This is a genomic window from Streptomyces kanamyceticus (assembly GCF_008704495.1).
GTDB lineage: Bacteria > Actinomycetota > Actinomycetes > Streptomycetales > Streptomycetaceae > Streptomyces > Streptomyces kanamyceticus.
The window spans coordinates 8,708,382-8,730,248 of sequence record NZ_CP023699.1 but is presented as its reverse complement, the minus strand read 5'-3'; the positions used below and the strand labels follow the sequence as shown (position 1 = coordinate 8,730,248).

The 21,867-nt window shown below is 71.3% G+C and carries 21 protein-coding genes; 11 read left to right on the top strand and 10 right to left on the bottom strand.

What is annotated here, in order from left to right; all coding sequences use genetic code 11:
• Positions 1-83: 83 nt before the first annotated feature.
• Positions 84-617 (top strand): GNAT family N-acetyltransferase, encoded by a 534-nt coding sequence (locus CP970_RS37910; protein WP_055543958.1) that lies wholly within the window; start codon positions 84-86, stop codon positions 615-617.
• Here the strand turns inward: CP970_RS37910 and CP970_RS37905 are convergent.
• Positions 598-1,161 (bottom strand): response regulator, encoded by a 564-nt coding sequence (locus tag CP970_RS37905; RefSeq protein ID WP_055543959.1) that lies wholly within the window; start codon positions 1,159-1,161, stop codon positions 598-600. The genes CP970_RS37910 and CP970_RS37905 overlap by 20 nt on opposite strands.
• A gap of 254 nt (positions 1,162-1,415) precedes the next feature.
• Here CP970_RS37905 and CP970_RS37900 point away from each other — a divergent pair, with 254 nt between their 5' ends.
• The 4 genes from CP970_RS37900 (at position 1,416) to dctA (ending at position 6,130) form a co-directional block, all read left to right on the top strand.
• Complete coding sequence (locus tag CP970_RS37900; RefSeq protein WP_055543960.1) at positions 1,416-2,402, top strand: pyridoxal-phosphate dependent enzyme; 987 nt, start codon at positions 1,416-1,418, stop codon at positions 2,400-2,402.
• A gap of 18 nt (positions 2,403-2,420) precedes the next feature.
• Entirely contained in the window at positions 2,421-3,320 is a 900-nt protein-coding gene (locus CP970_RS37895) for a LysR family transcriptional regulator (RefSeq protein WP_055543961.1), read from the top strand.
• 132 nt (positions 3,321-3,452) lie between these two features.
• Complete coding sequence (locus CP970_RS37890) at positions 3,453-4,508, top strand: tartrate dehydrogenase (RefSeq protein ID WP_055543962.1); 1,056 nt, start codon at positions 3,453-3,455, stop codon at positions 4,506-4,508.
• A 254-nt stretch (positions 4,509-4,762) separates the two neighbouring features.
• Entirely contained in the window at positions 4,763-6,130 is a 1,368-nt protein-coding gene (dctA, locus tag CP970_RS37885; RefSeq protein ID WP_150494503.1) for a C4-dicarboxylate transporter DctA, read from the top strand.
• Here dctA and CP970_RS37880 read toward each other — a convergent pair.
• The 3 genes from CP970_RS37880 to CP970_RS37870 all read right to left on the bottom strand — a co-directional run bounded on the left by CP970_RS37880 (position 6,098) and on the right by CP970_RS37870 (position 9,103).
• The gene (locus tag CP970_RS37880) at positions 6,098-7,240 is read right to left on the bottom strand and encodes a glycosyltransferase (protein WP_055557028.1); all 1,143 of its coding nucleotides are present in this window, start codon (positions 7,238-7,240) and stop codon (positions 6,098-6,100) included. The two genes, dctA and CP970_RS37880, sit on opposite strands and share 33 nt — an antisense overlap.
• 157 nt (positions 7,241-7,397) lie before the next feature.
• A complete protein-coding gene (locus CP970_RS37875) occupies positions 7,398-8,207 on the bottom strand; it encodes a phosphotransferase (RefSeq protein WP_055557030.1) in 810 nt (269 codons plus the stop codon).
• A 44-nt stretch (positions 8,208-8,251) separates the two neighbouring features.
• Positions 8,252-9,103: an NAD(P)H-binding protein gene (locus CP970_RS37870; RefSeq protein WP_055557032.1), complete on the bottom strand. Its 852-nt coding sequence runs from the start codon at positions 9,101-9,103 to the stop codon at positions 8,252-8,254.
• 80 nt (positions 9,104-9,183) lie between these two features.
• On the opposite strand from CP970_RS37870, the gene CP970_RS37865 reads away from it, so the two are divergent.
• Positions 9,184-10,140 (top strand): AraC family transcriptional regulator, encoded by a 957-nt coding sequence (locus CP970_RS37865; protein WP_150494501.1) that lies wholly within the window; start codon positions 9,184-9,186, stop codon positions 10,138-10,140.
• Between the two features lie 125 nt (positions 10,141-10,265).
• Complete coding sequence (locus CP970_RS37860) at positions 10,266-11,789, top strand: chitinase (protein ID WP_150494499.1); 1,524 nt, start codon at positions 10,266-10,268, stop codon at positions 11,787-11,789.
• Positions 11,790-11,850: 61 nt separating this feature from the next.
• Here the strand turns inward: CP970_RS37860 and CP970_RS37855 are convergent, their stop codons facing one another.
• A complete protein-coding gene (locus CP970_RS37855) occupies positions 11,851-12,789 on the bottom strand; it encodes a GNAT family N-acetyltransferase (protein WP_150494497.1) in 939 nt (312 codons plus the stop codon).
• Positions 12,790-12,862: 73 nt separating this feature from the next.
• The gene (locus CP970_RS37850; RefSeq protein WP_150494495.1) at positions 12,863-13,666 is read right to left on the bottom strand and encodes a DeoR/GlpR family DNA-binding transcription regulator; all 804 of its coding nucleotides are present in this window, start codon (positions 13,664-13,666) and stop codon (positions 12,863-12,865) included.
• Between the two features lie 199 nt (positions 13,667-13,865).
• Here CP970_RS37850 and CP970_RS37845 point away from each other — a divergent pair, with 199 nt between their 5' ends.
• Both CP970_RS37845 and CP970_RS37840 read left to right on the top strand, forming a co-directional pair.
• Positions 13,866-14,816, top strand: a complete 951-nt coding sequence (locus CP970_RS37845; RefSeq protein WP_150494494.1) for an SIS domain-containing protein — start codon at positions 13,866-13,868, stop codon at positions 14,814-14,816.
• An 8-nt stretch (positions 14,817-14,824) separates the two neighbouring features.
• Entirely contained in the window at positions 14,825-15,661 is an 837-nt protein-coding gene (locus tag CP970_RS37840) for a class II fructose-bisphosphate aldolase (protein ID WP_150494491.1), read from the top strand.
• Between the two features lie 66 nt (positions 15,662-15,727).
• Here the strand turns inward: CP970_RS37840 and CP970_RS37835 are convergent, their stop codons facing one another.
• The 3 genes from CP970_RS37835 to CP970_RS37825 all read right to left on the bottom strand — a co-directional run bounded on the left by CP970_RS37835 (position 15,728) and on the right by CP970_RS37825 (position 19,025).
• On the bottom strand, positions 15,728-16,633 hold the full coding sequence (locus CP970_RS37835; RefSeq protein WP_150494490.1) for a carbohydrate ABC transporter permease: 906 nt from the start codon (positions 16,631-16,633) through the stop codon (positions 15,728-15,730).
• Positions 16,630-17,592 (bottom strand): carbohydrate ABC transporter permease, encoded by a 963-nt coding sequence (locus tag CP970_RS37830; protein WP_150494488.1) that lies wholly within the window; start codon positions 17,590-17,592, stop codon positions 16,630-16,632. The genes CP970_RS37835 and CP970_RS37830 overlap by 4 nt, the downstream gene beginning before the upstream one ends.
• Positions 17,593-17,720: 128 nt before the next feature.
• The gene (locus tag CP970_RS37825) at positions 17,721-19,025 is read right to left on the bottom strand and encodes an ABC transporter substrate-binding protein (RefSeq protein ID WP_224058942.1); all 1,305 of its coding nucleotides are present in this window, start codon (positions 19,023-19,025) and stop codon (positions 17,721-17,723) included.
• Between the two features lie 267 nt (positions 19,026-19,292).
• Between CP970_RS37825 and CP970_RS37820 the strand changes: the two genes are divergently transcribed.
• Complete coding sequence (locus CP970_RS37820) at positions 19,293-20,345, top strand: LacI family DNA-binding transcriptional regulator (protein WP_055550465.1); 1,053 nt, start codon at positions 19,293-19,295, stop codon at positions 20,343-20,345.
• A 16-nt stretch (positions 20,346-20,361) separates the two neighbouring features.
• Here the strand turns inward: CP970_RS37820 and CP970_RS37815 are convergent, their stop codons facing one another.
• Complete coding sequence (locus CP970_RS37815; protein ID WP_224058941.1) at positions 20,362-20,718, bottom strand: NUDIX hydrolase; 357 nt, start codon at positions 20,716-20,718, stop codon at positions 20,362-20,364.
• 166 nt (positions 20,719-20,884) lie between these two features.
• Here CP970_RS37815 and CP970_RS37810 point away from each other — a divergent pair, with 166 nt between their 5' ends.
• Entirely contained in the window at positions 20,885-21,847 is a 963-nt protein-coding gene (locus CP970_RS37810; protein ID WP_206188665.1) for a hypothetical protein, read from the top strand.
• Positions 21,848-21,867 lie beyond the last annotated feature (20 nt).

Sequence of the window (21,867 nt, the reverse complement as noted above, 5' to 3'; positions counted from 1 at the left end):
GTCCTCCTCCGAGGCGGCCCCTCCGCGGGCGCGGCGGCCTGCCGATTACCACCACCGCGCCCGGCCCCGGCAGGATGAGGGCCATGACCGAGATCCGCACCCCCCGCCTCCTCCTGCGCCGCTGGCGCGACGACGACCTCGCGCCCATGACGGACATCAACGCGGACCCCCAGGTCATGCGCTGGAGCGAAGAGGGCCCCAGCCACGACCCGGACACCACGGCCGAGGCCATCGAGCGCTGGGAGGAGGAGTGGGACGACGAGGGCTTCGGCCTCTTCGCCGTCGAGCTCCTCGCCTCCGGCGAGCTCGCCGGTTTCACCGGCCTCTCCATTCCGGAGTTCCTCCCCGAAGCGCTGCCCGACGCGGCGATCAGCTGGCGGCTCGGCGCCCAGTTCTGGGGCCAGGGCTACGCCTCCGAGGCCGCGCAGGCCACCCTTGAATTCGCCCTCCAGGACCGCGGCCTCGACCGCGTCATCAGCATCGACCGCCCCGGGAACCACGCCTCCGCCAACGTCATCCGCAAACTCGGCATGACCCTGGAACGCGAGACGGCCCACCCGGTCTCCGGCCACCCCCTGCACGTGTACGCCATCGACCTCACCGAGTACGAGGCGTAGCCCCACGGTGCTCGGCGGGGCGATGCGTCGCGGAAGGCTGCTCGGGAACGCGCGGAGGCGGCGGGTCCGGCTCCGCGCGGTCCGAGGAGCCGTGGTCGCGGGGCGGTATGACGGAGCCGTTGGCGCGTAAGGCGTCCAGTTCCCGCTGGAGGGCGCACGTCCGGACGTACGACTCGTAGAGGTAGCGCACCTTCGTGCGCAGCGTCCACGGGTCGACGGGTTTCAGGATCACGTCGGCCACCCCGAACATGAAGGCCGCGGCGGCCAGCTCGCGGCTCATGCCGAAGCCGGTGAGCAGCAGGATCGGAATGTGCTGGGTCTGCTCCAGGCGGCGCATGTAGCGCACCACGTCGAGACCGCCGGAGCCGGGCATGCGCACATCGAGCAGGACCAGGCCGATGTCGCCCCGGAGTATCTGTTTGAGCGCGTCGTCGCCGTTGGTGACACAGATCAGTTCGTAGTGCAGAGGTTCCAGCGCACTTTCGAGCGCGAACAGGGTGTCCGCGTGATCATCGACGATGAGGATCTTCGCATCCGGCGCCATGAGTTGAGCCCCCTCACTCCACCAACCAGACTATGCCAAAGGCGAGTTGACGAGTGTTCCCGTGCGTCATGCGCCGTGCCGAAACCGAACGCTCCGTTCCGGGGCCGCGCCGCAACCGCTCACTACACCGACCTCGCCCGAGGCAGTTCTGAACCGACTACCGTGATCAAGCACGATCAAACGCGCAACAATCACATCACGTCGGCATCCCCACCGCACCCCCGTCGCAGCCCCGCCGCACCCCGTGAGGACTCATCATGGCCGCAGCGCTCCCCGTCACCTTCGACGACGTACGGCAGGCCGCCGCGCGCCTCGACGGCATCGCCCATCGCACCCCCGTGCTCACGTCGCGGACCCTGAACGCCCTGGTCGGCGCCGAAGTTTTCATCAAGTGCGAGAACTTCCAGCGCGTCGGAGCCTTCAAGTTCCGCGGCGCCTACAACGCCGCCGCCCAGCTGCCCGCCGAGCGCCTCGCCAAGGGCGTCGCCGCGTACTCCTCGGGCAACCACGCCCAGGCCACCGCCCTGGCCGCCCGCGAACTCGGCACCACCGCGGTCATCCTCATGCCCGAGGACGCCCCGCTGTCCAAGCGGGAGGCCACCGCGGGCTACGGCGCGGAGATCGTCACCTACGACCGCTACACCGAGGAGCGCACCGCCCTCGGCGAGGCGCTCGCCGCCGACCGCGGCCTCGCGCTCATCCCGCCCTACGACCACCCGCACGTCATCGCGGGTCAGGGCACCGCGGCGCTCGAACTCGTCGAGGAGACGGGACCGCTCGACGCCCTCGTCGTGCCCGTCGGAGGCGGCGGTCTCATCGCCGGATCCGCCACCGCCGTCAAGGAACTCCACCCCGCCACCGCGGTCATCGGCGTCGAACCCGAGGCGGGCGACGACACCAAGCGCTCCCTGGCGAGCGGTGAACGCGTCACCATCCCCGTGCCCCGGACCATCGCCGACGGCCAGGCGCTGCCCACGCCCGGCGAGATCACCTTCGCCGTCAACCGGCGTCTGGTCGACGGGGTTTCGCTCGTCGGCGACGCGGAGATCATCGCCGCCATGCGGTTCGCCTTCGAACGCCTGAAGATCGTTCTGGAGCCCAGCGGGGCCACCGCCCTCGCCGCGCTGATGGCCGGGCGCGTCGAAGCGCCGTCGCGCGGGGCCGCGCCCCGCAGGATCGGCGTGATCGCCTCCGGCGGGAACATCAACACGCAGCGGTTCACGGAACTCCTCGCCGGCTGACGCGAGGGGCACGTACGGATGGACATCAGGCACCTGGAGTACTTCCTCGCGATCGTGGATCACGGAGGGTTCAACCGCGCCGCCACGGCCCTGTACGTCTCCCAGCCGTCCCTGTCACAGGCCGTCCGGGCGCTGGAGAGGGACCTGGGCACGGACCTCTTCCACCGCATCGGGCGGCGCGCGATCCTCACCGAGGCCGGGCACGCGCTGATCGGCCCGGCCCGCGAGGCCGTGCGGAGCCTGCGGACCGCCCGCTCCAGCGTCGAGGCCGTGCACGAGCTGCGCACGGGGCGGCTCGACGTGGCCTGCATGCCGTCCCAGGCGGTCGAGCCGCTCACCACCCTGATCCGGGCCTTCAGCGAGCGGCATCCGGGCGTGTCCGTGGCCATCAGGGCGGCCTTCACCTCCCGTGAGGTGATCGACATGGTGCGCACCGGCGCCGCCGAGCTGGGACTCCTCGCGTCGGCGGGTCCGGTCTCCGAGAAGGAGGTCGCGCGCTACGACCTCGGCCGTCAGCGGTTCGTCCTACTGGTCCCGCCCGACAGCCCGCTGTCCGGCCGCACGACGGTGAACAGCGAGGAACTCGCGGGCCGGCGGCTGATCGTCGGGCAGCTCGGCACCGGCATGCGCGCCTACGTCGACGCGCTGCGCGAGCAGGGCGTCGCCTTCACGGTCGCCGCCGAGACCGAGCACCGGGTCGCCCTGCTGCCGCTGGTGCTCGGCGGGGTCGGCGTCGCCGTCGTCACCGAATCCTGGCGGGACATCGCCCGGCAGGCGGGCGCGCACGTCCTGGACATCGAACCGGCGACCACGCTGGACATCGCGCTGGTGAGCAGGCACGGCAGCGTGTCGCCCGCGGCCACGGCGTTCGTGCGGATCGCCGCGGGCACGGGCGCGGACGGCAGCGCGACGGACTGAACGAACGCAAGCGCGACGGACTGAACGGACGGCCGCGCGACGGACTGATCGGAGAGCTAATAACCCCTGCCTATAAGGCAAATCCGGTTTCCGTCTTGGACGCCCCACCAGGCGCGTTGTTGCAATCGACGCATGACGAACCACCGCATTGCCCTGATCCCCGGCGACGGCATCGGCGCCGAGGTGCTGCCGCCCGCCCGGCGGGTCCTCGACGTCCTCGGCCGACGCCACGGCTTCGGCCTCACCTACACGTCGTACGACTGGTCGTGCGAGCGCTATCTGCGGGACGGCGCGATGATGCCGGACGACGGACTCGACCTGCTCCGCGACAAGGACGCCATCCTGCTCGGCGCGGTCGGCTACCCCGGGGTTCCCGACCACGTCTCGCTGTGGGGGCTCCTGATCCCGATCCGGCGCGCCTTTCGCCAGTACGTGAACCTGCGCCCCATCCGCGTCTTCGACGGCGTCGAGAGCCCGGTGCGCGGCGCCCGCCCCGAAGTGGTCGACTTCGTGGTGGTCCGGGAGAACGTCGAGGGCGAGTACAGCGAGGTCGGCGGCCGGATGAACAGGGGCTTCGCGGACGAAATGGCCGTGCAGGAGGCCGTGTTCACGCGCGCGGGCGTCACCCGCGTCCTCGACCACGCCTTCGAGCTCGCCACCCGCCGCGGCGGCCGTCTCACCTCGGCCACGAAGTCGAACGGCATCGTGCACACCATGCCGTTCTGGGACGAGCTGGTCGCCGAACGCGCCGCTCGCTTCCCGCGGGTCAGCTGGGAACAGGAGCACATCGACGCGCTCGCCGCGAAGTTCGTCCTGGCGCCGGGGAGCTTCGACGTGGTCGTCGCCTCCAACCTCTTCGGCGACATCCTCAGCGACCTGGCCGCGGCCGTCGCCGGGTCCATCGGCATCGCCCCTGCCGCCAACCTCAACCCGGAGCGCGACTTCCCCTCCATGTTCGAGCCGGTACACGGCTCCGCCCCCGACATCGCGGGCAAGGGCATCGCCAATCCGCTGGGGGCGATCTGGTCGGCGGCCATGATGCTCGACCACCTGGGCCACCCCGACGCCGCCGAGGACATCACCGACGCGATCGCCGCGCTGCTGGCCGGGACGGCGGTGCGCACCCGGGATCTCGGCGGCACCGCCACCACCGCGGAGTTCACCGAGAAGCTCATCGAACTGCTTTAGGGCCTGTCCGGCGGATCAGGGCGCGCTCGGGTGGCATCTGCATGCCGGTGGGCACGAGCGGGGTCTGGTGCGTGCAGCTGCAAGGCGGAGGAGGGCGGCAACGCAGTGGGGCCTCCCCTGCTCGAGCGGAGCCGAGAGCTTGGGGGAGCGCGTGCCAGACCCCGCGACAGCGCCCTGATCCGCCGGACAGGCCCTAAGCCGCTCGCTCCCCTCCAGGCCACCTGCTCCCGCCCGCTTCGACGAGGAGATACGCCATGGCCCCACCCGATGTCCCAACCTCCACCCCCTCCCCACCCGATACCGGCAAGCGGCCCTGGTACCGGCAGCTGTACTTCTGGGTTCTGACCGCCATCGTCACCGGCGTCCTGACCGGCTGGCTGTGGCCCTCGGTCGGCACCGGCCTCGAACCCGTCGGCACCACCTTCGTCGCCGCCATCAAGATGCTGATCACCCCGATCGTCTTCCTGACCGTCGTGGGCGGCATCGGCAGTGTCGACAGCCTCGGTCGCGTGGGCCGAGTGGGGCTCAAGTCCCTGCTCTACTTCCAGGCGGGCACGCTGGCCGCGCTGCTCGTCGGTCTCGTCGCCGTCAACGTCTTCCAGCCGGGCGCGGGCGTCCACGCCCACCCCGGCGACCTCCAACTCCAGGGCGACGCGCGCGAATACGTCAAGAGCGGCGAGGACCAGGGCTGGTGGCACTTCCTGACCGACCTGGTGCCCGACAGCGCGGTCGGCGCCTTCGCCGAGGGCAACATCCTCCAGGTCATCTTCTTCTCGGTGCTCTTCGGCGTCGCGCTCAAAGCCGTCGGTCCGGTGGGCGAGCCGATCGTCGACGGCGTCCACCGCCTCAGCGCCGTCGTCTTCAAGATCCTGCACTACGTCATGCTGGCCGCGCCCGTGGGCGCCTTCGGGGCCATGGCGTTCACCATCGGCAACTACGGCATCTCGACCCTCACCAGCCTCGGCCGACTCATCGGCCTCTTCTACGGCACGTCCGCCTTCTTCGTCATCGTCGTGCTCGGCGCCGTCACCGCCGCCCTGCGGATCAACATCTTCCGGCTGCTGCGCTATCTGCGCGAGGAGTTCGTCCTGGTCCTGGGCACCTCCTCGTCCGAGAGCGCCCTGCCGCGCCTGATGACGAAGCTCGAAGGACTCGGCATACGGCGTGACATCGTCGGCCTCACCGTCCCGACCGGCTACTCCTTCAACCTCGACGGCAGCTCCATCTACCTCTCCCTGGCCGCGGTCTACATCGCCCAGGCCACGGACACGCCGCTCGGCATCGGGCAGCAGCTCGGACTGCTCGCCGTCATGATCCTCACGTCCAAGGGCTCAGGCGGGATCACCGGCGCGGGCTTCATCGCCCTGGCCGCGACCCTCTCCACCGTCGGCACGGTGCCCGCGGCGGGCATCATGCTCATCTTCGGCATCGACAAGTTCATGTCCGAGTGCCGCGCGCTGACCAACCTCGCGGGCAACAGCGTGGCCACGCTCGTCGTCGCCCGCTGGGAGAAGGCCCTGGACATCGCGTACGTCAACGGGGTCCTGCACACCGGAAAGCCGCGGCCGCGGGCGGAACAGAAGCGGGAGTCACCACCCGTTCCGGAGCTCCGCGACGTCTAGCGGCGGCAGCCGGGACAGCTCGGCCGCCGCCGCGCGCACCGCGGCGGAGCGGGCGGAGTCGTCGAGGACGGCCGTGACGGCCCCGGCGATCTCCTCGCGCGTGGCCGTGCGGTGCAGCGCACGGCCGAGACCGAGACGCGCGAACGCGGCGGTGTTGGCGGGCTGGTCGGCGAGGAGGCCAAGGCCGAGGACGGGCGTCGCGCCCTGCACCGCGTCGAGCAGGGACGCCCGGCCGCCGTGCGTCACGAACACGTCGGCATGGCGCAGGAGCGCGTGCTGCGGGACGTGGCGTACGACACGGATGCGGAGGTCCGGGCTCCGCAGCTCGTCGGCGAGGCCGCCCGCGGAGACGATCGCGTCGCAGCCGACCGCGGCGAGCGCGGCCATGATCTCCCGGTACAGGTCCCCCACGACGGTGCGGAGCCCCGGCATCGCGGTGGTCAGCGTGCCGAGACTGGCGTAGACGAGGGGCCGGGCGGAGGACGGAGGGAGCCACGGGTCAGGACGCTCGGGCGCGACGGTGCGCCGGACCGCCCGCGCGGCGGGCGGCGGGTCCGCGTAGAACCACGGGAGCGGTGCGGGCGTGAGCAGCGCGGGCAGTACGGGAGCGTCGTCCTGCCCGTACCGCTTGTGGAGGAGGGTCAGCGCGGGCGCGACGTCGGTGTCCCAGAGGTCGAGGAGCACCGGGCCTAGCCCGTTGTCCGCCGCGACCACGGGCAGGCCGAGGACCTTCGCCGCGAGGTGCGCGCCGAGATCGCTGCATTCGGCGATCACCAGATCGGGGCGCGCCCGCGTCCACGCGGTGATCAAATCACGGGCCTTCGCCTCGGCCCGCTCCGGCCAGAGGCGACCGAAGACGTACCGGTTGAACGACGCGTTCCCCGCCAACGTCCAGATCTCACTCGCTCTTCGCTGTACGGCCGGATCGCAGGTCCAGTCCGTCCCCGCCCGGTGGAACTCCACGCCCCGCCGCCGGGCTTCGCGGCGGAACATCAGCGGGGCGTGCAGCGCGACGTCGTGGCCCTGTTCGAGGGCGGGGCCGATGACGAAGTCGAGTGCGGAGACGTGCGAGGGGATCGGCTCAGCGGTGATCGCTATCCGTAAGGTCACGGGGGCTCCCAGAGGTTCGTGGACACCTCGACCGTGCGGGCTGATCCGGCACGGGTGCCACGAAATCCGGGCAATTCGGCATGCGGGAACGCGGAAACGGGCTCTGGCCAGGAGAGATCCACGTCGCCTGGGACGCGGGAACGGGACGCGCCCCGCGCTAGTCGGACCTACCCCCGGCAGCCGGATGCCAGAACGAGGCGGGCAGCAGCGCGACCTCTCGTGCGGCCTGTTCCAGTTCGGCGGCGACCGGCTCCAGTGCCGTGTAGACGGGGTCGCCGTCGGCGGCCATGCGGCGGATGACCTCCGCGTTGGTCCTGGCCCGCGCGGCGACCACCGTCCCGAACGCGGTGCGGTCCCCTGCGTACCCGTACCCGTACCCGTACGCGTCGAGCAGCAGACGCAGCCGCCGGGAGCGCTCGTCGAAGGCGGTGAAGCCGGTCCGTTCGGCGAACGAGCGCGCGTGCAGGGGCACCCAGGTCAGCGCCATGAACGCCAGGTCGAACTCGCGGGAAGAGGGACCCGCGGTGTCCCAGTCGAAGAAGCCCGCGAGCCGCCCGTCGCGCCAGACCGCGTTCCACGGGGCGGCGTCGTGGTGACCGATGATCAGGCCGGGCCGCCACGTCTGCCCGGCGAGCCACCGCGCGTCCGGCGGCGGCACGAAGTCGAGGGTCGCGTCGTGCAGCCGCCGGGCCCACCGGCCCACGGCGACGAGCGCGGCGTCCGAGTAGACCCAGGCGGGCCAGGGCAGTTCCTCGCCGGCCGTCTCGCCGTCGAGGTACGTGAGCAGCTCACGCCCCTGGTCGTCCACGCCGATGACCCGCGGCGCGCCCTCGACCCCGGCCGCCTCCAGGTGCCGCAGCACCGCGTGCACCGTGGGCGTCCACGGCTGTACGGGCCGGTGCACCGCGCCTCCGCGGCGCACCGCCCCCACCGTCCTGCCGCCGGGCAACCGCTGCTCGTCCTCCATGGCACGGTTCTAGCGCAGCGGGGCCGCTCGCGCAGCCGCATTTCCTACGGCAGGTCGCGCCACGCCCCGGCGGCCGCCGCCTCCTCGACGAACCGGGCGAAGGGGCGGGCCGGGCGGCCGAGGGCGGCCCGCACTCCGTCGGACAAGTGGCTGTCCATGCCACGGCGGATGGGGCCGACCGCGTCGGCGTACTCCTCGGCATCCGCCTCGGGCCAGCCTTCGGCGATCAGTTCGGCCACGAAGTCCCCGTGGGCGAGCGGGACATAGCGCACCGTGCGGCCTGTGGCCTCGGTGATGAGGGCGGCCGCCTCACCGATGGTCAGCGCGCCGGGCCCGGACAACTCGTAGGTCTCACCGACGTGTTGGTCCTCGGTGAGCGCCGCGACCGCGACCGCCGCGATGTCCTCGGCGTCCACGAAGGCGGCCGCGCCGTCACCCGCGGGGAGTCTCAGTTCGCCCGCGAGCACGGCGTCGCGGAAGAAGCCCTCGCTGAAGTTCTGCGCGAACCACGCGGGCCGCAGGATCGTCCACTCCAGGCCACAGGTGCGCACGGCGTCCTCGCCGTCGATGTGCGTCCGGCCCGCGGCGCTGTCCTCGCTCGCGTATCCGGGCACGTCGGCGCCGCGGCCGGAGAGCAGCACGACCCGCTCGACGCCGAGCTCCTTCGCGTACTGGAGGAACGGCCGGGTCAGGAGTTCGCCGTCGTACGGCACGAGGAGGACCTTGCGCACGCCGTCCAGGGCGGCGCGCCAGGTGGTCCGGTCCTGCCAGTCGAACCGGGGCTCACCGGAGCGCGAAGCGACGCGTACCGGGACGCCCATGAGGCCGAGTCGGGCCGCGGCGCGGCCGCCGACCTTGCCCGTACCGCCGGTGATGAGAATCGGGTGTTCAGTCATGCCTCGACCCAAGCCCGCCGCACGGGACGAAGCGATGGCTCAGGCGCCCAAGCCGATGTCCGTACGTCTACCGTGGCGGGGTGGACACGTTGGCGCAGCTCCTCGACGGGGTCCGGGCGCGCGGGGCCGTCTTCACCCGGACCGTCATCAGCCCGGGCTGGTCCCTGCGCTTCGCGAGCGGCGCCCACCTCACTCTGGTCGTCGCGCCGCACGACCGGATCTGGATCTCGGCCACCGGCCGCGAGCCGATTGAGGTCGGCCCCGGCGACATCGCGGTACTGCGCGGCCCCGCCCCGTACACCGTCGCCGAAGATCCCGCGTCGCCGCCGCGGCGCGTCATCACGGGCGCGGACTACTGTGCCCGCACGGCGAGGGCCGCCGCGGCGGGCGGGCCCGCCCCGGAGCCCCGTACGTGCGGTGTCGCGGAGACGGGCTCGGCGCTCCTGATCAGCGGCGCCTACGAGGGCCCGAGCGGGATCAGTGATCGTCTTCTCGACGCGCTGCCGGATGTGGTCGTGGTGCCGCGCGGCGAGAGCGACCGGACGCTCCTCACGCTGGTCGAGGAGGAGGTGCGGCACGACAAGCCGGGCCAACAGGCCGTCCTGGACCGGCTGTTGGACCTGCTGCTCGTCGCCACGCTGCGCGCGTGGTTCGACCGGCCCCGAAGTCATGCCCCCGCCTGGTATCGCGCGACAGACGATTCCGTGGTCGCCGGAGCGCTCCGGCTCCTGCACGACGACCCGGCCCACCCGTGGACCGTCGCGGCGCTCGCCACCAAGGTGGGCGTGTCCAGGTCGGGCCTGGCGCGCCGGTTCGCCCGCGACGTCGGCGAACCTCCCATGACGTACCTGGCCACATGGCGTGTCGCACTGGCCGCCGACCTCCTCCGCGACACGGACGCCACGGTGGGCGCCATCGCCCGCGAGGTCGGCTACTCCACCACCTTCGCCCTCAGCGTCGCCTTCAAGCGCCGCCGGGGCATCACCCCCACCCAGCACCGCGCCGCCCTGGCGCACACCCCCGCGACACGGCCCTGACCGCCGAATTGGTCTAGTCCTTGTTTGGTTCATACCATTGACATGCCTATGACCACAGGGCTACTCCATAGGGCAACGCCAGTGCGTCACACCACAGTTGACGCCTCCTCACCTCTTGGATGGCCATGAGACGTATGCGTTCCCTCCGTGCCGCTCTCACCGCGGCGGCCACCGCAGTGGCCGCTCTGGGCCTGACCGCGATCTCGGGCACCCCCGCCCAGGCCGCGACCCCGCTCCCCGCCCGTGTCTTCGCCCCCTACTTCGAGTCCTGGACGGGCGAGAGCCCCGCCACGCTCAGCGCCCAGTCGGGCGCCAAGCACCTGACGATGGCGTTCCTCCAGACGGCGACCAAGGGCTCCTGCACCGCGTACTGGAACGGCGACACCTCCCTGCCCGTCGCCCAGCAGTCCTTCGGGGCCGACATCAAGACGATCCAGGGGCGCGGCGGCGACGTCATCCCCTCCTTCGGCGGCTACACGGCGGACACCACAGGAACCGAGATCGCCGACAGCTGCAGCGACGTCGACCAGATCGCCGCCGTCTACGAGAAGGTCATCACGACCTACGACATCCCGCGGCTCGACATGGACATCGAGGTCGACGCGCTGGACAACAGCGCGGGCGTCGACCGGCGCAACAAGGCGATCAAGAAGGTCCAGGACTGGGCCGCGGCGAACGGCCGCAAGCTGGAGATCTCCTACACCCTGCCGACGACGACCACGGGCCTGGCGCCCAGCGGTCTCGCCGTGCTCAAGAACGCCGTCACCAACGGCGCGCGCGTCGACGTCGTCAACCTCATGACGTTCGACTACTACGACAACGCCGCCCATGACATGGCGCAGGACACCAAGACCGCCGCCCAGGGCCTTTACGACCAGCTCGCCAAGCTCTACCCGGGCAAGAGCCCGGCGCAGCTCTGGGGCATGATCGGCGTCACCGAGATGCCCGGCGTCGACGACTTCGGCCCGGCCGAGACCTTCACGCTCGCCAACGCCAGGCAGGTGTACGACTGGGCGGTCGCCAAGGGGATCAACATGATCTCCATGTGGGCGCTCCAGCGTGACAACGGAGGCTGCCCCGGCGGCGGCGCCAGGGACAACTGCTCCGGCATCGAGCAGAACACCTGGGACTTCACCCACGTCTTCGCGCCCTTCACCAGCGGCGGCACCGTGCCCAGCGACGACTTCTCGCTCGCGGCGACCCCGGCCTCCGCGACCGTCAAGGCCGGCGCTTCCGCCACCAGCACGGTGAAGACCTCGGTGACCGCGGGCAGCGCCCAGACCGTGAAGCTGACGGCGAGCGGCGCGCCTTCCGGCGTCACCGCCTCGCTCAGCCCCGCATCGGTGACCGCGGGCGGGAGCTCGACGCTCACGCTCGCCACGACGGCGGCGGCCGTCAACGGCACGTACGAGATCACCGTCAGCGGCGCGAGCCCGTCGGCCGCGCACTCGGCGACGTTCTCCCTGACCATCACCGGCGGCAGCGGCAACCAGTGCACGGCCGCGCCCTGGTCCACCGGCACGGTCTACACCGGCGGCCAGCAGGTCTCCCACAAGGGCCACACATGGAAGGCCAAGTGGTGGACGACCGGCGAGGAGCCGGGCACCACCGGCGAGTGGGGTGTGTGGCAGGACCTCGGGGCCTGCTGACCCCCGCACCGCACCATGCCGCACCACTCCGTGCCGGGACCGTCGACGGTCCCGGCACGGTTCACGCCCGGCGGATCAACTCCCAGGTGTCCACCGCGTAGTCCACGCCCATTCCGTGCCGCTCGTACAGCCCGAGCGCGCCGCTGCTGTTGTCCGTGTCGACGCCGAGGCCGATCCGGTCGCGGCCGCGCGCCGCGTAGTGCCCGAAGGCGTGGCGCAGCAGATGGCCGCCGAGTCCCCTGCGGCGGGCCTTGCCCAGGACGGCGATGTTGCTGATCCACGCCATCGAGGGCCGGTCGTCGTGGGTGCGCAGGACCGCGGCGTCGCCGATGCCCTCGACGTGCGCGACCCAGCTGAGGGACCAGTCGGTCCCGCCGCCGTCGATGTCGTCGAGCCACTGCTCGTACGTACGCGGCTGGAAGTCGAAGTGGCCGGTCATGGACTCCTGGAGCAGCGCGTGGGCGATGCGGCGGTCCTCTTCGGCCAGGCAGGGGCGCAGGGTGACGCCGGGCGGCGCGTCCGGCAGCGGGTCAGCATCGGTGGTGAGCGCGCGGTCCAGCACGTGATAGCGGCGCACGGTGCGCCAGCCGCGCTCGCGCAGCGCGTCCAGGTCGATGGTGGGGGTGGTGTTCAGGTGCAGGTGCACCACGGCACGCCGGGCCCCGTTGGCCGCCGCGCGCCGCGCCGCCTGGGCCTCCATGAGGTCGAACAGGTGCAGGGCGCCCGGGAGTTCGCCGGGCAGCACGTAGTGGTCGACGTCGATGCGCTCGCCGCCCGACTCGTCCCACAGCAAGGCGTATCCGACGAGGCGCTCGCCGTCGAAGAGCAGCCAGGAGTTCCGCTCCAGGTCCGCTTCGGGGTGCTTCAAGTCCGAGCGCACCTCGGACAGTTCGGTGTCGGCGCGGCCTATCTCCAGGAGGTCGACCTCGTTGAGCAGGGCGCAGATCGCCGCCGCGTCGTCGAGCGTCGCCGGGCGCACGGTTCGGTCGGGCGGAGTCATGGGCCCACTCTCCGCCGCCGCGCACTCGGCGCGCAACGGACTTTTCTCGCACCCCGGGAGCGGCCGGGGCCGCTCAGACCGCGATCACCTTGACCCCCGCGTCGGCCAGCGCCGCCGAGGTCTCGGCGGGGACGTTGACGTCGGTCACCAGGATGTCGACCCGCTCCAGGCCGCAGATCCTGGCGAAGGCGCGCCTGCCGAGCTTGCTGGAGTCGGTCGCCACGATGACGCGGTTCGCCCGCTCGGCCAGGCGCCTGCTCACCCCGGCCTCGTCCTCGTGGTGGGCCATGACGCCGAGCTGCGCGTCCACGCCGTCCACCCCGAGGACGGCGGCGTCGAGCACGACTTCGTTGAGTACGCCGCTGGTCAGCGGCCCGACCAGCTCGTACGTCGTGGGGCGTGCCACACCGCCGGTGGACACGGTCTTGATCTGCGGGCGGACGGCGAGCTCCGCCGCGATGTTCAGGGCGTTGGTCACGACGGTGAGCGCGGGTGCCGCCGCGGCCGCCTCGCCGTCCTCGCGGGGGCCGCCGCCGAACCGCAGCGCGAGGACCCGGGCGACCTCGGTGGTCGTCGTGCCACCGTTCAGGCCCACCACCTCGCGGTCCCCGACCAGATCGGCGACGGCGGCTGCGATGCGCTGCTTCTCGGGGGCGCGCCGGGACGACTTGTAGCGCAGGGGCAGTTCGTAGGAGACGCCGTGGGCGATCGCGCCGCCGCGCGTGCGGACCAGCATCTGCTGTTCGGCCAGCTCGTCCAGGTCCCTGCGGATGGTGGCGCTGGAGACCTCCAGCGTGCCCGCGGCCTCCTCCACGTCGAGGCGGCCCTCGGCGGCCAGCAGTTCGAGGAGCGCGTTCCAGCGCTCGCGTTTGGACATCGTCGGGTTTCTCCTTGCCTCCGGCCGCGCCCCTTCGGGCACTCACTGATCGTAATCGGCCAGCACCACGTGCACGCTGGATGCTCGATTCTGCACTTTTGATCTCTGTTACAAGCACATCTTGACATCTTGAGTGTTCGTACGACAGCGTTCTCGGCGCATGAAAGGCCCCATCCGACCCGTATCGAGGAGCTCAGCCATGTCCGCCCCTGACGCCTGCCGCACCACGCTGGAGATCGACTCCCAACCGGAGACCTGGCGCCGGGCCGCCGAATCGGTCGGCGGGTTCGCCGCCGCGCTGCCCCGGCGCGGCGAGCGCGTGGCCGTCGTCGGCTGCGGCACCTCCTGGTTCATGGCCCTCGCCTACGCCCAGCTGCGCGAGAGCGGCGGGCACGGCGAGACGGACGCCTTCGCCGCCTCCGAGTTCTCCACCGGGCGTACGTACGACCGCATCCTCGCGATCACCAGGTCGGGGACCACCACGGAGGTGCTCGACCTGCTCGCCGCGGTGAAGGGCACCGTGCCCACGGCGGCGATCACCGCGGACCCCAAGACCGCGGTCATGGAACTCGCGGACGCGGTGGCCGTCCTGGACTTCGCCGACGAGGAGTCTGTGGTCCAGACGCGCTTCGCCACCACCGTCCTCGCGCTGCTCCGCGCCCACCTGGAGGCGGAGGGCGCGCTGCCTGACGGCGTGCTTCCGATGGACCGGGCGATCGCGGACGCCGAGCGAGCCGTCGCCGCGCCGCTGGCCCCCGAGGTGTGCGCCGCCGAGCAGTTCACCTTCCTCGGCACCGGCTGGACCTACGGGCTCGCCCTGGAGGCCGGGCTCAAGATGCGCGAGGCCGCGGGCGCCTGGACCGAGTCGTACCCGGCGATGGAGTACCGGCACGGCCCGATCAGCATCACCGGACCCGGCCGGGTGGCCTGGCTGTTCGGCGCGGCGCCGCAGGGCCTCGCCGACGACGTCGAACGGGTCGGCGGCACCTTCGTCACGGCGTCCGGTGCCGCCGCCGACGCCCTGGACCCGCTGGCCGACCTGATCCTCGCCCAGCGCCTCGCCGTGGTGATCGCACAGGGCCGCGGCTACGACCCGGACCGCCCCCGCAACCTCACCCGGTCCGTGATCCTCGACCACGGCCAGGGCTGAGGGCAGCGATGACCCTGACCCCCACCGGCGACATCACCGGCGCCGCCCACGCGCGGCGGTCCGGCGTCGGCGCCTTCAACGTCGTACAGCTCGAACACGCCGAGGCGATCGTGGCGGGCGCGGAGCGCGCCGAGCTGCCCGTCGTCCTCCAGATCAGCGAGAACACCGCCCGCTACCACGGCGGGCTCGCGCCCGTCGGGCTCGCCTCGCTCGCGCTCGCCCGTGCCGCGCGCGTGCCCGTGGCCGTCCACCTCGATCACGCCGAGTCGGCCGAACTGGTCCGCGAGGCGGTCGAACTCGGCTTCACCTCGGTGATGTTCGACGCCTCCAAGCTGCCGTACGAGGAGAACGTGGCGGCCACCCGGGCGATCACCGAGTACTGCCACCGCTCCGGCGTCTGGGTGGAGGCCGAGCTCGGTGAGGTCGGCGGCAAGGACGGGGCGCACGCCCCCGGGGTGCGCACGGACCCCGCCGAGGCCCGCGCGTTCACCGGGGCCACCGGCGTGGACGCGCTCGCCGTCGCCGTGGGCAGCTCGCACGCCATGCTCACCCGGGACGCCGTGCTCGACTTCGTGCTCATCGAGCGGCTGCGGGCCGCGGTCGGCGTGCCGCTGGTGCTGCACGGCTCGTCGGGCGTCGGCGACACCGACCTGGCGAAGGCGGTCGCGGCCGGGATGACGAAGGTGAACATATCCACGCACCTCAACAAGCTCTTCACCCGGACGGTGCGCGAGCGCCTTGCCGCTGCTCCTGAGGTGGCGGACCCGCGCAAGTACCTGGGCCCGGCGCGGGCCGCCGTGGAGTCCGAGGTGGCGCGGCTCATCGGCGTACTGCACCGGGACTGAGCCCTACCGCACAGGAGTTGGCGCCGACCGTCGTGACGGTCGGCGCCAACTTCTTTATCGCAGTACCTACTTGACCGCTCCCGCGGTCATCCCCGCCCGCCAGAAACGCTGCAGCGCGACGAAGGCGATGATCAGCGGGATCACGGAGATCAGCGAACCGATGACCACGAGCGGCGCGGGGACGGCGACGCCGTGGCTGGCGTTCCAGCCGACCAGGCCGACGGTGACCGGCTGGAGCTCGTCGTCGCCGAGCACCATGGCGGGCAGCAGGTAGTTGTTCCAGATGTCGACGAACTGGAAGAGGAAGATCGTCACCAGCGCGGGCAGCATCATCGGCACGCCGATGGTCCGGAAGATCCTGAACTCCCCCGCCCCGTCGAGCCTGCCCGCCTCGATCACCTCGTCCGGCACCGACTGGGCAGCGAAGATGCGCGCCAGATAGACGCCGAAGGGGCTGACGACGCTGGGGAGCAGCACGGCGAGCGGATTGTTGATCAGGCCGACCCCGGAGAACATCAGGTACAGCGGGAGCGTGAAGAGGATCTTCGGTACGAGGACGGCGGCGAGCACCGTGCCGAACAGCAGTCCCTTGCCCCGGAATTCGTACTTCGCCAGGAGGTAGCCCGCCATCGCGGAGAGCAGGGTGCCCACCAGCGCGCCGACACCGCAGTACAGCACGCTGTTGAGCATCCAGCGCCAGAAGATGCCGTCGTTCTGCGCGGTCAGCCTGCTGAGGTTGTCGAAGAGCCCGAACCCGTCGAACCAGAGGCCGCTCCCGCTGAACTGCCGACCGAAGGGCTTGGTGACCGAGACCAGGAGCCACCACAGCGGGAAGAGGAAGTAGGCGGTGGAGATCAGCAGGACGGCCAGGACGACGCCGCGGCTCGTGGCGGTCGTGTCGCGCTTGGCCCCCGCCTTCGTCCCGCCCTTCGCCCCTGCCGTGGAGCTCGCTCGCGTCACGGCGGCACTCATGCGTTCTCACTCCGGTTGGTCAGCTTGAAGAAGACGAAGGACAGCACGCCGACGGCGACGGCGAGGATCACCGACTGGGCCGCGGCGTAGTGGTAGTTGCCCGCCGCGACCGCGGCCTGCGCGGACATGATCGGCGTGAACGTCGAGGAGATGGAGCCGCTGGAGATGGGCTGGAGCACCGTCGGCTCGTTGAACAGCTGCGCGGAGCCGATGATGGAGAACACCGCGGTGAGCACCAGTGAGCTGCGGACGGCGGGGATCTTGATGTGCCAGGCGATCCGCAGGGCGGAGGCGCCGTCCATCCGCGCGGCCTCCAGGACCTCGCCGGGGATCGTCTGCAGCGCGCTGTAGATGATGATCATGTTGTAGCCGGTCCAGCTCCACGTGACGATGTTCGCCACGGACCACAGGACCGAGCCGCTGGAGAAGAACGGGATCTGGATGCCGAGCGGTTCGAGCAGGTGGTTGATGGGGCTGGAGTCGGCGGAGTACATGAACGACCACACGAGCGCCGCGCTGACGCCGGGGATCGCGTAGGGCAGGAAGGCGCCGAGGCGGAACAGGCCCTTGCCGCGCGCGGACTTGGCGTCGATGAGCAGCGCGAGCCCGAGGGCGACGCCCAGCATCAGGGGCACCTGGACGACGGCGAAGAGCCCGACCCTGCCCAGCCCGGCGAGGAAGTCGTGGTCCCCGAAGGCTTGCGCGAAGTTGTGCAGCGGGTCGAACTCCTTGGTGGGCGCGGTGAGTCCGAGTCCGGAGCGCTTGACGACGTAGAAGCTGCTCACCGTCGCGTACACGATGGGCGCGATGTACATCGCCAGGAAGAGGACCACGAAGGGGCCGCCGAAGAGCAGCAGCGTGCGCCTGCTGAGCGCCGTCTGCCGCCGTCCGCGCCGCGCGGGCCCGGGGTTCTGACGCGGTGGCGCGGCGGGCTCCGCCGCGCTGAGTGTTGTCGTCACGAGCTCACTTCCGGTTCGACGCCTGACAGAGGGGCGGCCGGTCCTCAGGACCGGCCGCCTCGGGTGGCCGCGGGGTGCGGCCGCCGCGGGGTGCGCGGGCGGCCGCCGGGGCGTGTGGCGGACAGGCCCTAGTCGGCCACCGTCAGGCCCTGGTTCTTGAGTTCACTCACCGTCTTGTCCTGGGTGCCGCGCAGGGCGTCCGCGATGGTTCCCTTGCCTGCCCATGCCTTGCTCAGCGCGTCGTCCAGGTCGGCGGACGTCTTGGTCATGACGGGGCCCCAGGTCCAGTCGGAGCTGACCTTCGGCGCCGCGGCCGCGAAGACGTCGTAGATCTTCTGGCCGCCGAAGTAGGGGTCTCCTGCCTTGAGTTGGGGCAGGTCGAGCAGGGCGGGGGCGGCCGGGTAGAGCGACGCCTTGTCGACCAGGCCGCCGTAGGCCTCGCGGTCGGTGCTCAGCCAGTGGGCGAAGGTCCAGGCGGCCTCGGTGGACTCGCAGCCCTTGAGTACGGCGGTGGCAGAACCGCCCGCGTTGCCGACGGGGGTGTCGCCCGCGGCCCACTGCGGCATGGGCGCCACGGCCCAGTCGCCCGAGCCGTCCTTCGCCCCGCCCTTGATGACTCCGGCCTGCCAGACGGCGCCGACGACGGTGGCGATGTTACCGCTGCCAAGACCGCTGTACCACGCCTGGTCGTACATGGGCGCCTTGCTGATCAGGCCGTCGTCGGCGAGGCCCTGCCAGTAGTCGGCGACCTTCTTGCCCGCGGCCGACGCGAGGTCGACCTGCCAGGCGTCGCCCTTGATCCCGAACCAGCTGGCGCCCGCCTGCCAGGACAGGCCCGCGTAGTCGTAGTTCAGATAGGGCGAGGAGATGTAGCGCTTGGGGTCGGACGCGTGGATCTTCTTGGCCTGCTTCGCGTACTCGGCCCAGGTCTTCGGGGGCTTCAGGTCAAGATCGTCGTAGACCTTCTTGTTGTAGAAGAGGGCCATCGGGCCTGTGTCGACGGGGGCTCCGTAGACGGCGCCGCCCAGCGAGACCGAGTTCCAGGCCGCCTTCTGGAAGTCGCCCTTGTCCCCTTCGGCGTACTTGGCGACGTCCTGGAGGGCGCCTTGCGCGGCGAAGCTCGGCAGCGTCTCGTAGCCGACCTGGGCCAGGCAGGGCGCGTTGTCGGCCTGCACCGCGTTGAGCATCTTCTGGTAGCCGCCCTTGGCGCCGGGCTGCACTTCCTGGTACTCGACCTTGATGTCGGGGTGCGACTTGTTGAACGCCTTGACCGCGTCCGCGTACCCCGGCGACCAGCCCCAGAACTTCATGGTGGCGGATCCGCCACCGCCACCGCCCGCCGAGTCCGAGTCGGACGACGAACATCCGCTGAGCACCAACGTCAGTGCGAGCGCTCCGACGACTCCCGCCGTACGCAGACGCGTCTTCTGCACGGCCCCTCCTTGTGTACATGGGCAGGGATCAGACCCGGACACCAAGGGCGGGGCCTGCTGTGAGATCGGTGCGCCGCGAGCCGCACGAGGCCTCATTCTCAGCACCGATGGCCGGAACTATGGCAGAGAATGTTATCGATGCCAATACCTTCCTCAGATGCCTCTCTCGACCCACTGAGACGGGCATGGGGCCGGTATCATCCGCCGCACGGACCGGTGGAACGGACCGGTCGAGCGGGCCGGAGAGAAAGGACCGAGAGAGGGCGCATGCGGACAGCGAACGGTGAAGAGGACAACGGACGGCCGCCCGGCATGGCCGATGTGGCCCGGGTCGCGGGCGTCTCCGCGCAGACGGTCTCGCGCGCCCTCTCCGACCATCCCAACGTCCGCGAGGAGACCCGCGCCAAGGTGCTCGCCGCCGTGGAACGGCTCGGCTACCGCAAGAACAGCGCGGCCCGGATCCTGTCGTCGGGCCGCAGCAGGACGATCGGCGTGGTCACCCTGCAGACGACGTTCTACTCCCGGCTGACCTTCACCTTCGGCGTGGAGAGCGCCGCGTACGAGGCGGGCTACTCGGTCTCCACCGCGTCCACGGCCTCACTCGACACCTCCGCCGTCGAGGCGGCCCTGTCCCGGCTCGCCGATCAGCGCGTCGAGGGCATCATCCTCGCCATCCCGCTCATCCATGTGAGCCCCCGCATCGAGCAGTTGACGGACTCCCTGCCCACGGTGACCGTCGACGGTTCGCGCACGGCGGCCTCCGAGGTCGTCGCGGTGGACCAGGTGCGGGCCGCCGAGCTGGCGACCCGCCACCTCCTCGACCTCGGGCACGAGACCGTCTGGCACGTCTCGGGCCCCGGCGAGTGGCTCGACGCGGCGAGCAGGATGCGGGGCTGGCGGCAGACCCTGGAGGCCGAGGGCCGGATGGTCCCGCCCGTGCTCGAAGGCGACTGGTCCCCCTCGTCCGGTTACCGCAACGGCCTGCTGCTGGGCCGGATCCCCGAGGTGACCGCGGTGTTCGCCGCGAGCGACGAGATGGCGTTCGGCGTGATCCGCGCCCTGCACGAACTGGGCCGCCGCGTGCCCCAGGACATCTCCGTGGTGGGCGTCGACGACATCGAACTCGCCGAGTACTGCTCCCCGTCGCTGACGACCGTGGCACAGCCCTTCACCGAGATGGGCGCGCTGGCCTTCGGCCATCTGCTGCGGCTCATCGACAACCCGCGGGCCGAGCCCGAACCCGCCTCCGTCCAGCCGGAGTTGATCGTACGCACGAGCACGGCGGCGGTCACGGGGGTGGCGGATCCGGGCCCGGGCTAGCCGCCTGTCCGCCCCGCTACCGCCCGCCGATCATCCCCAACGCGTCGGCCGCGGCGGGCGAGAGCATCGGCTCCGCCAGCTCCGCGAGCGGCAGCCAGGCCACCTCGGCGGTCGAGTCATCGGTTCTGGTGACCTCGACCGGTCCCGGCGCCAGCTCGACGAGGTAGAAGAGAGCCACCAAGTGCCAGCGCACGCCGAGCCGGTGGGCGGTGTACGTGCGGGCGTCCACGAGGCGGGCGTCGAGGACCTCGGCACCGGTCTCCTCGTACAGCTCCCGCGCCAGCGTCTCCCGCGGCTGCTCCCCCGCGTCGACGCCACCGCCCGGCAGGTGCCACAGCCCGGGCTCACTCCTTCGAGCCGTACCGACGCACACGAATGTTATGGGTACATGACAGCTAGGCGTGGGGCGCGGGAGGTCATACGTTGCTTGGCGGGCGACGGACGACGCGGCTCACCTGCCCCTTGACGGGCGAGCGAACGCGCAGCTCCCGCCCGTCGCTCACCGCACCGCCACGCGATCGCTTCGAGAAGGGGTTCTCGTGAGCCGTAGACTCTCCGCCCGCCTGCTGACCGCATGCCTCGTCCTGGCCCTCGGGGCGGGCACCGCGGTCGCCGCGGGACCCGCACAAGGCGCCCCCTCCGGGGTCACCGGACAGAGCCGCATCCCCGATCCCTACTGCTACGACGAGCCGTCCCGCCCGGACGCCGATCTGAGCGACCTCAAGGCGGGCTTCACCTCCTCGAACTGGATGCGGACCCTCCAGGCCATGTACAAGCGGCGCTGGCCCAGCGGGGAGGCGCTGGCGATCGCCCAGGCCAACGACAGGTACTGGGACCAGTTCGTGGACAAGCGGAGCTTCGACGGGTTCGCCGAGTCGATGATGGTGGCGATCCACGAGGAGACCCACATGTGGGACCTCGACCCGTCCCGCACGGACTGGGACGTCCACATCGCCGCCTGGATCAACGGCGGCCAGCAGGCGCTCGCGGTGCCGCTGCACGGCGGCTTCCCCCGCAAGGAGATCCTGCCGCTGATCAAGGACGGGCTCAGCTCCTCCATGGACGACATCTATCTGCGGGACAGCCAACAGGGGTCGTACCGCCTCCAGGGAGTGCTGGCCGAGCAGAACGCCGGGCTGACCGGACTGCCCTCGGTCACCGTCCTCCAGGAGTACATCAAGGGAGTCGGCGCCAGTAACGCCCGCGACATCGCCGCCACCAACCTGCGGTACCTGCTGCTCTATCTGCGCGTCGCCAAGGACAAGCACCCCGCCTACTGGTCCCAGATCAAGGCCGAGCCCAAGCTGCGCGACCTGGTGCTCACCCAATTCCTGCGTACGGCCTACTGGTTGGAGAAGTCCGCGCCCTACACCGGCAAGCTGGGCAGCAAGGACGCCGACAAGATCACCGCGACCAACTACGCCCCGGAGAACATCGCCGTCCTGGAGGAGTTCACCGGCCGGAAGGTCCGCCTGGACACGCAGAAGCACTGCACCGCCTGAGCACCTCAGCCCGGGGCCGT

Coding starts and splice junctions, on each gene's coding strand:
- CP970_RS37860 (WP_150494499.1), top strand. CDS start 10,266: ATGAGACGTATGCGTTCCCTCCGTGCCGCTCTCACCGCGGCGGCCACC.
- CP970_RS37870 (WP_055557032.1), bottom strand. CDS start 9,103: ATGACTGAACACCCGATTCTCATCACCGGCGGTACGGGCAAGGTCGGC.
- CP970_RS37905 (WP_055543959.1), bottom strand. CDS start 1,161: ATGGCGCCGGATGCGAAGATCCTCATCGTCGATGATCACGCGGACACC.
- CP970_RS37850 (WP_150494495.1), bottom strand. CDS start 13,666: ATGTCCAAACGCGAGCGCTGGAACGCGCTCCTCGAACTGCTGGCCGCC.
- CP970_RS37895 (WP_055543961.1), top strand. CDS start 2,421: ATGGACATCAGGCACCTGGAGTACTTCCTCGCGATCGTGGATCACGGA.
- CP970_RS37890 (WP_055543962.1), top strand. CDS start 3,453: ATGACGAACCACCGCATTGCCCTGATCCCCGGCGACGGCATCGGCGCC.
- CP970_RS37835 (WP_150494490.1), bottom strand. CDS start 16,633: ATGAGTGCCGCCGTGACGCGAGCGAGCTCCACGGCAGGGGCGAAGGGC.
- dctA (WP_150494503.1), top strand. CDS start 4,763: ATGGCCCCACCCGATGTCCCAACCTCCACCCCCTCCCCACCCGATACC.
- CP970_RS37855 (WP_150494497.1), bottom strand. CDS start 12,789: ATGACTCCGCCCGACCGAACCGTGCGCCCGGCGACGCTCGACGACGCG.
- CP970_RS37845 (WP_150494494.1), top strand. CDS start 13,866: ATGTCCGCCCCTGACGCCTGCCGCACCACGCTGGAGATCGACTCCCAA.
- CP970_RS37910 (WP_055543958.1), top strand. CDS start 84: ATGACCGAGATCCGCACCCCCCGCCTCCTCCTGCGCCGCTGGCGCGAC.
- CP970_RS37875 (WP_055557030.1), bottom strand. CDS start 8,207: ATGGAGGACGAGCAGCGGTTGCCCGGCGGCAGGACGGTGGGGGCGGTG.
- CP970_RS37820 (WP_055550465.1), top strand. CDS start 19,293: ATGCGGACAGCGAACGGTGAAGAGGACAACGGACGGCCGCCCGGCATG.
- CP970_RS37840 (WP_150494491.1), top strand. CDS start 14,825: ATGACCCTGACCCCCACCGGCGACATCACCGGCGCCGCCCACGCGCGG.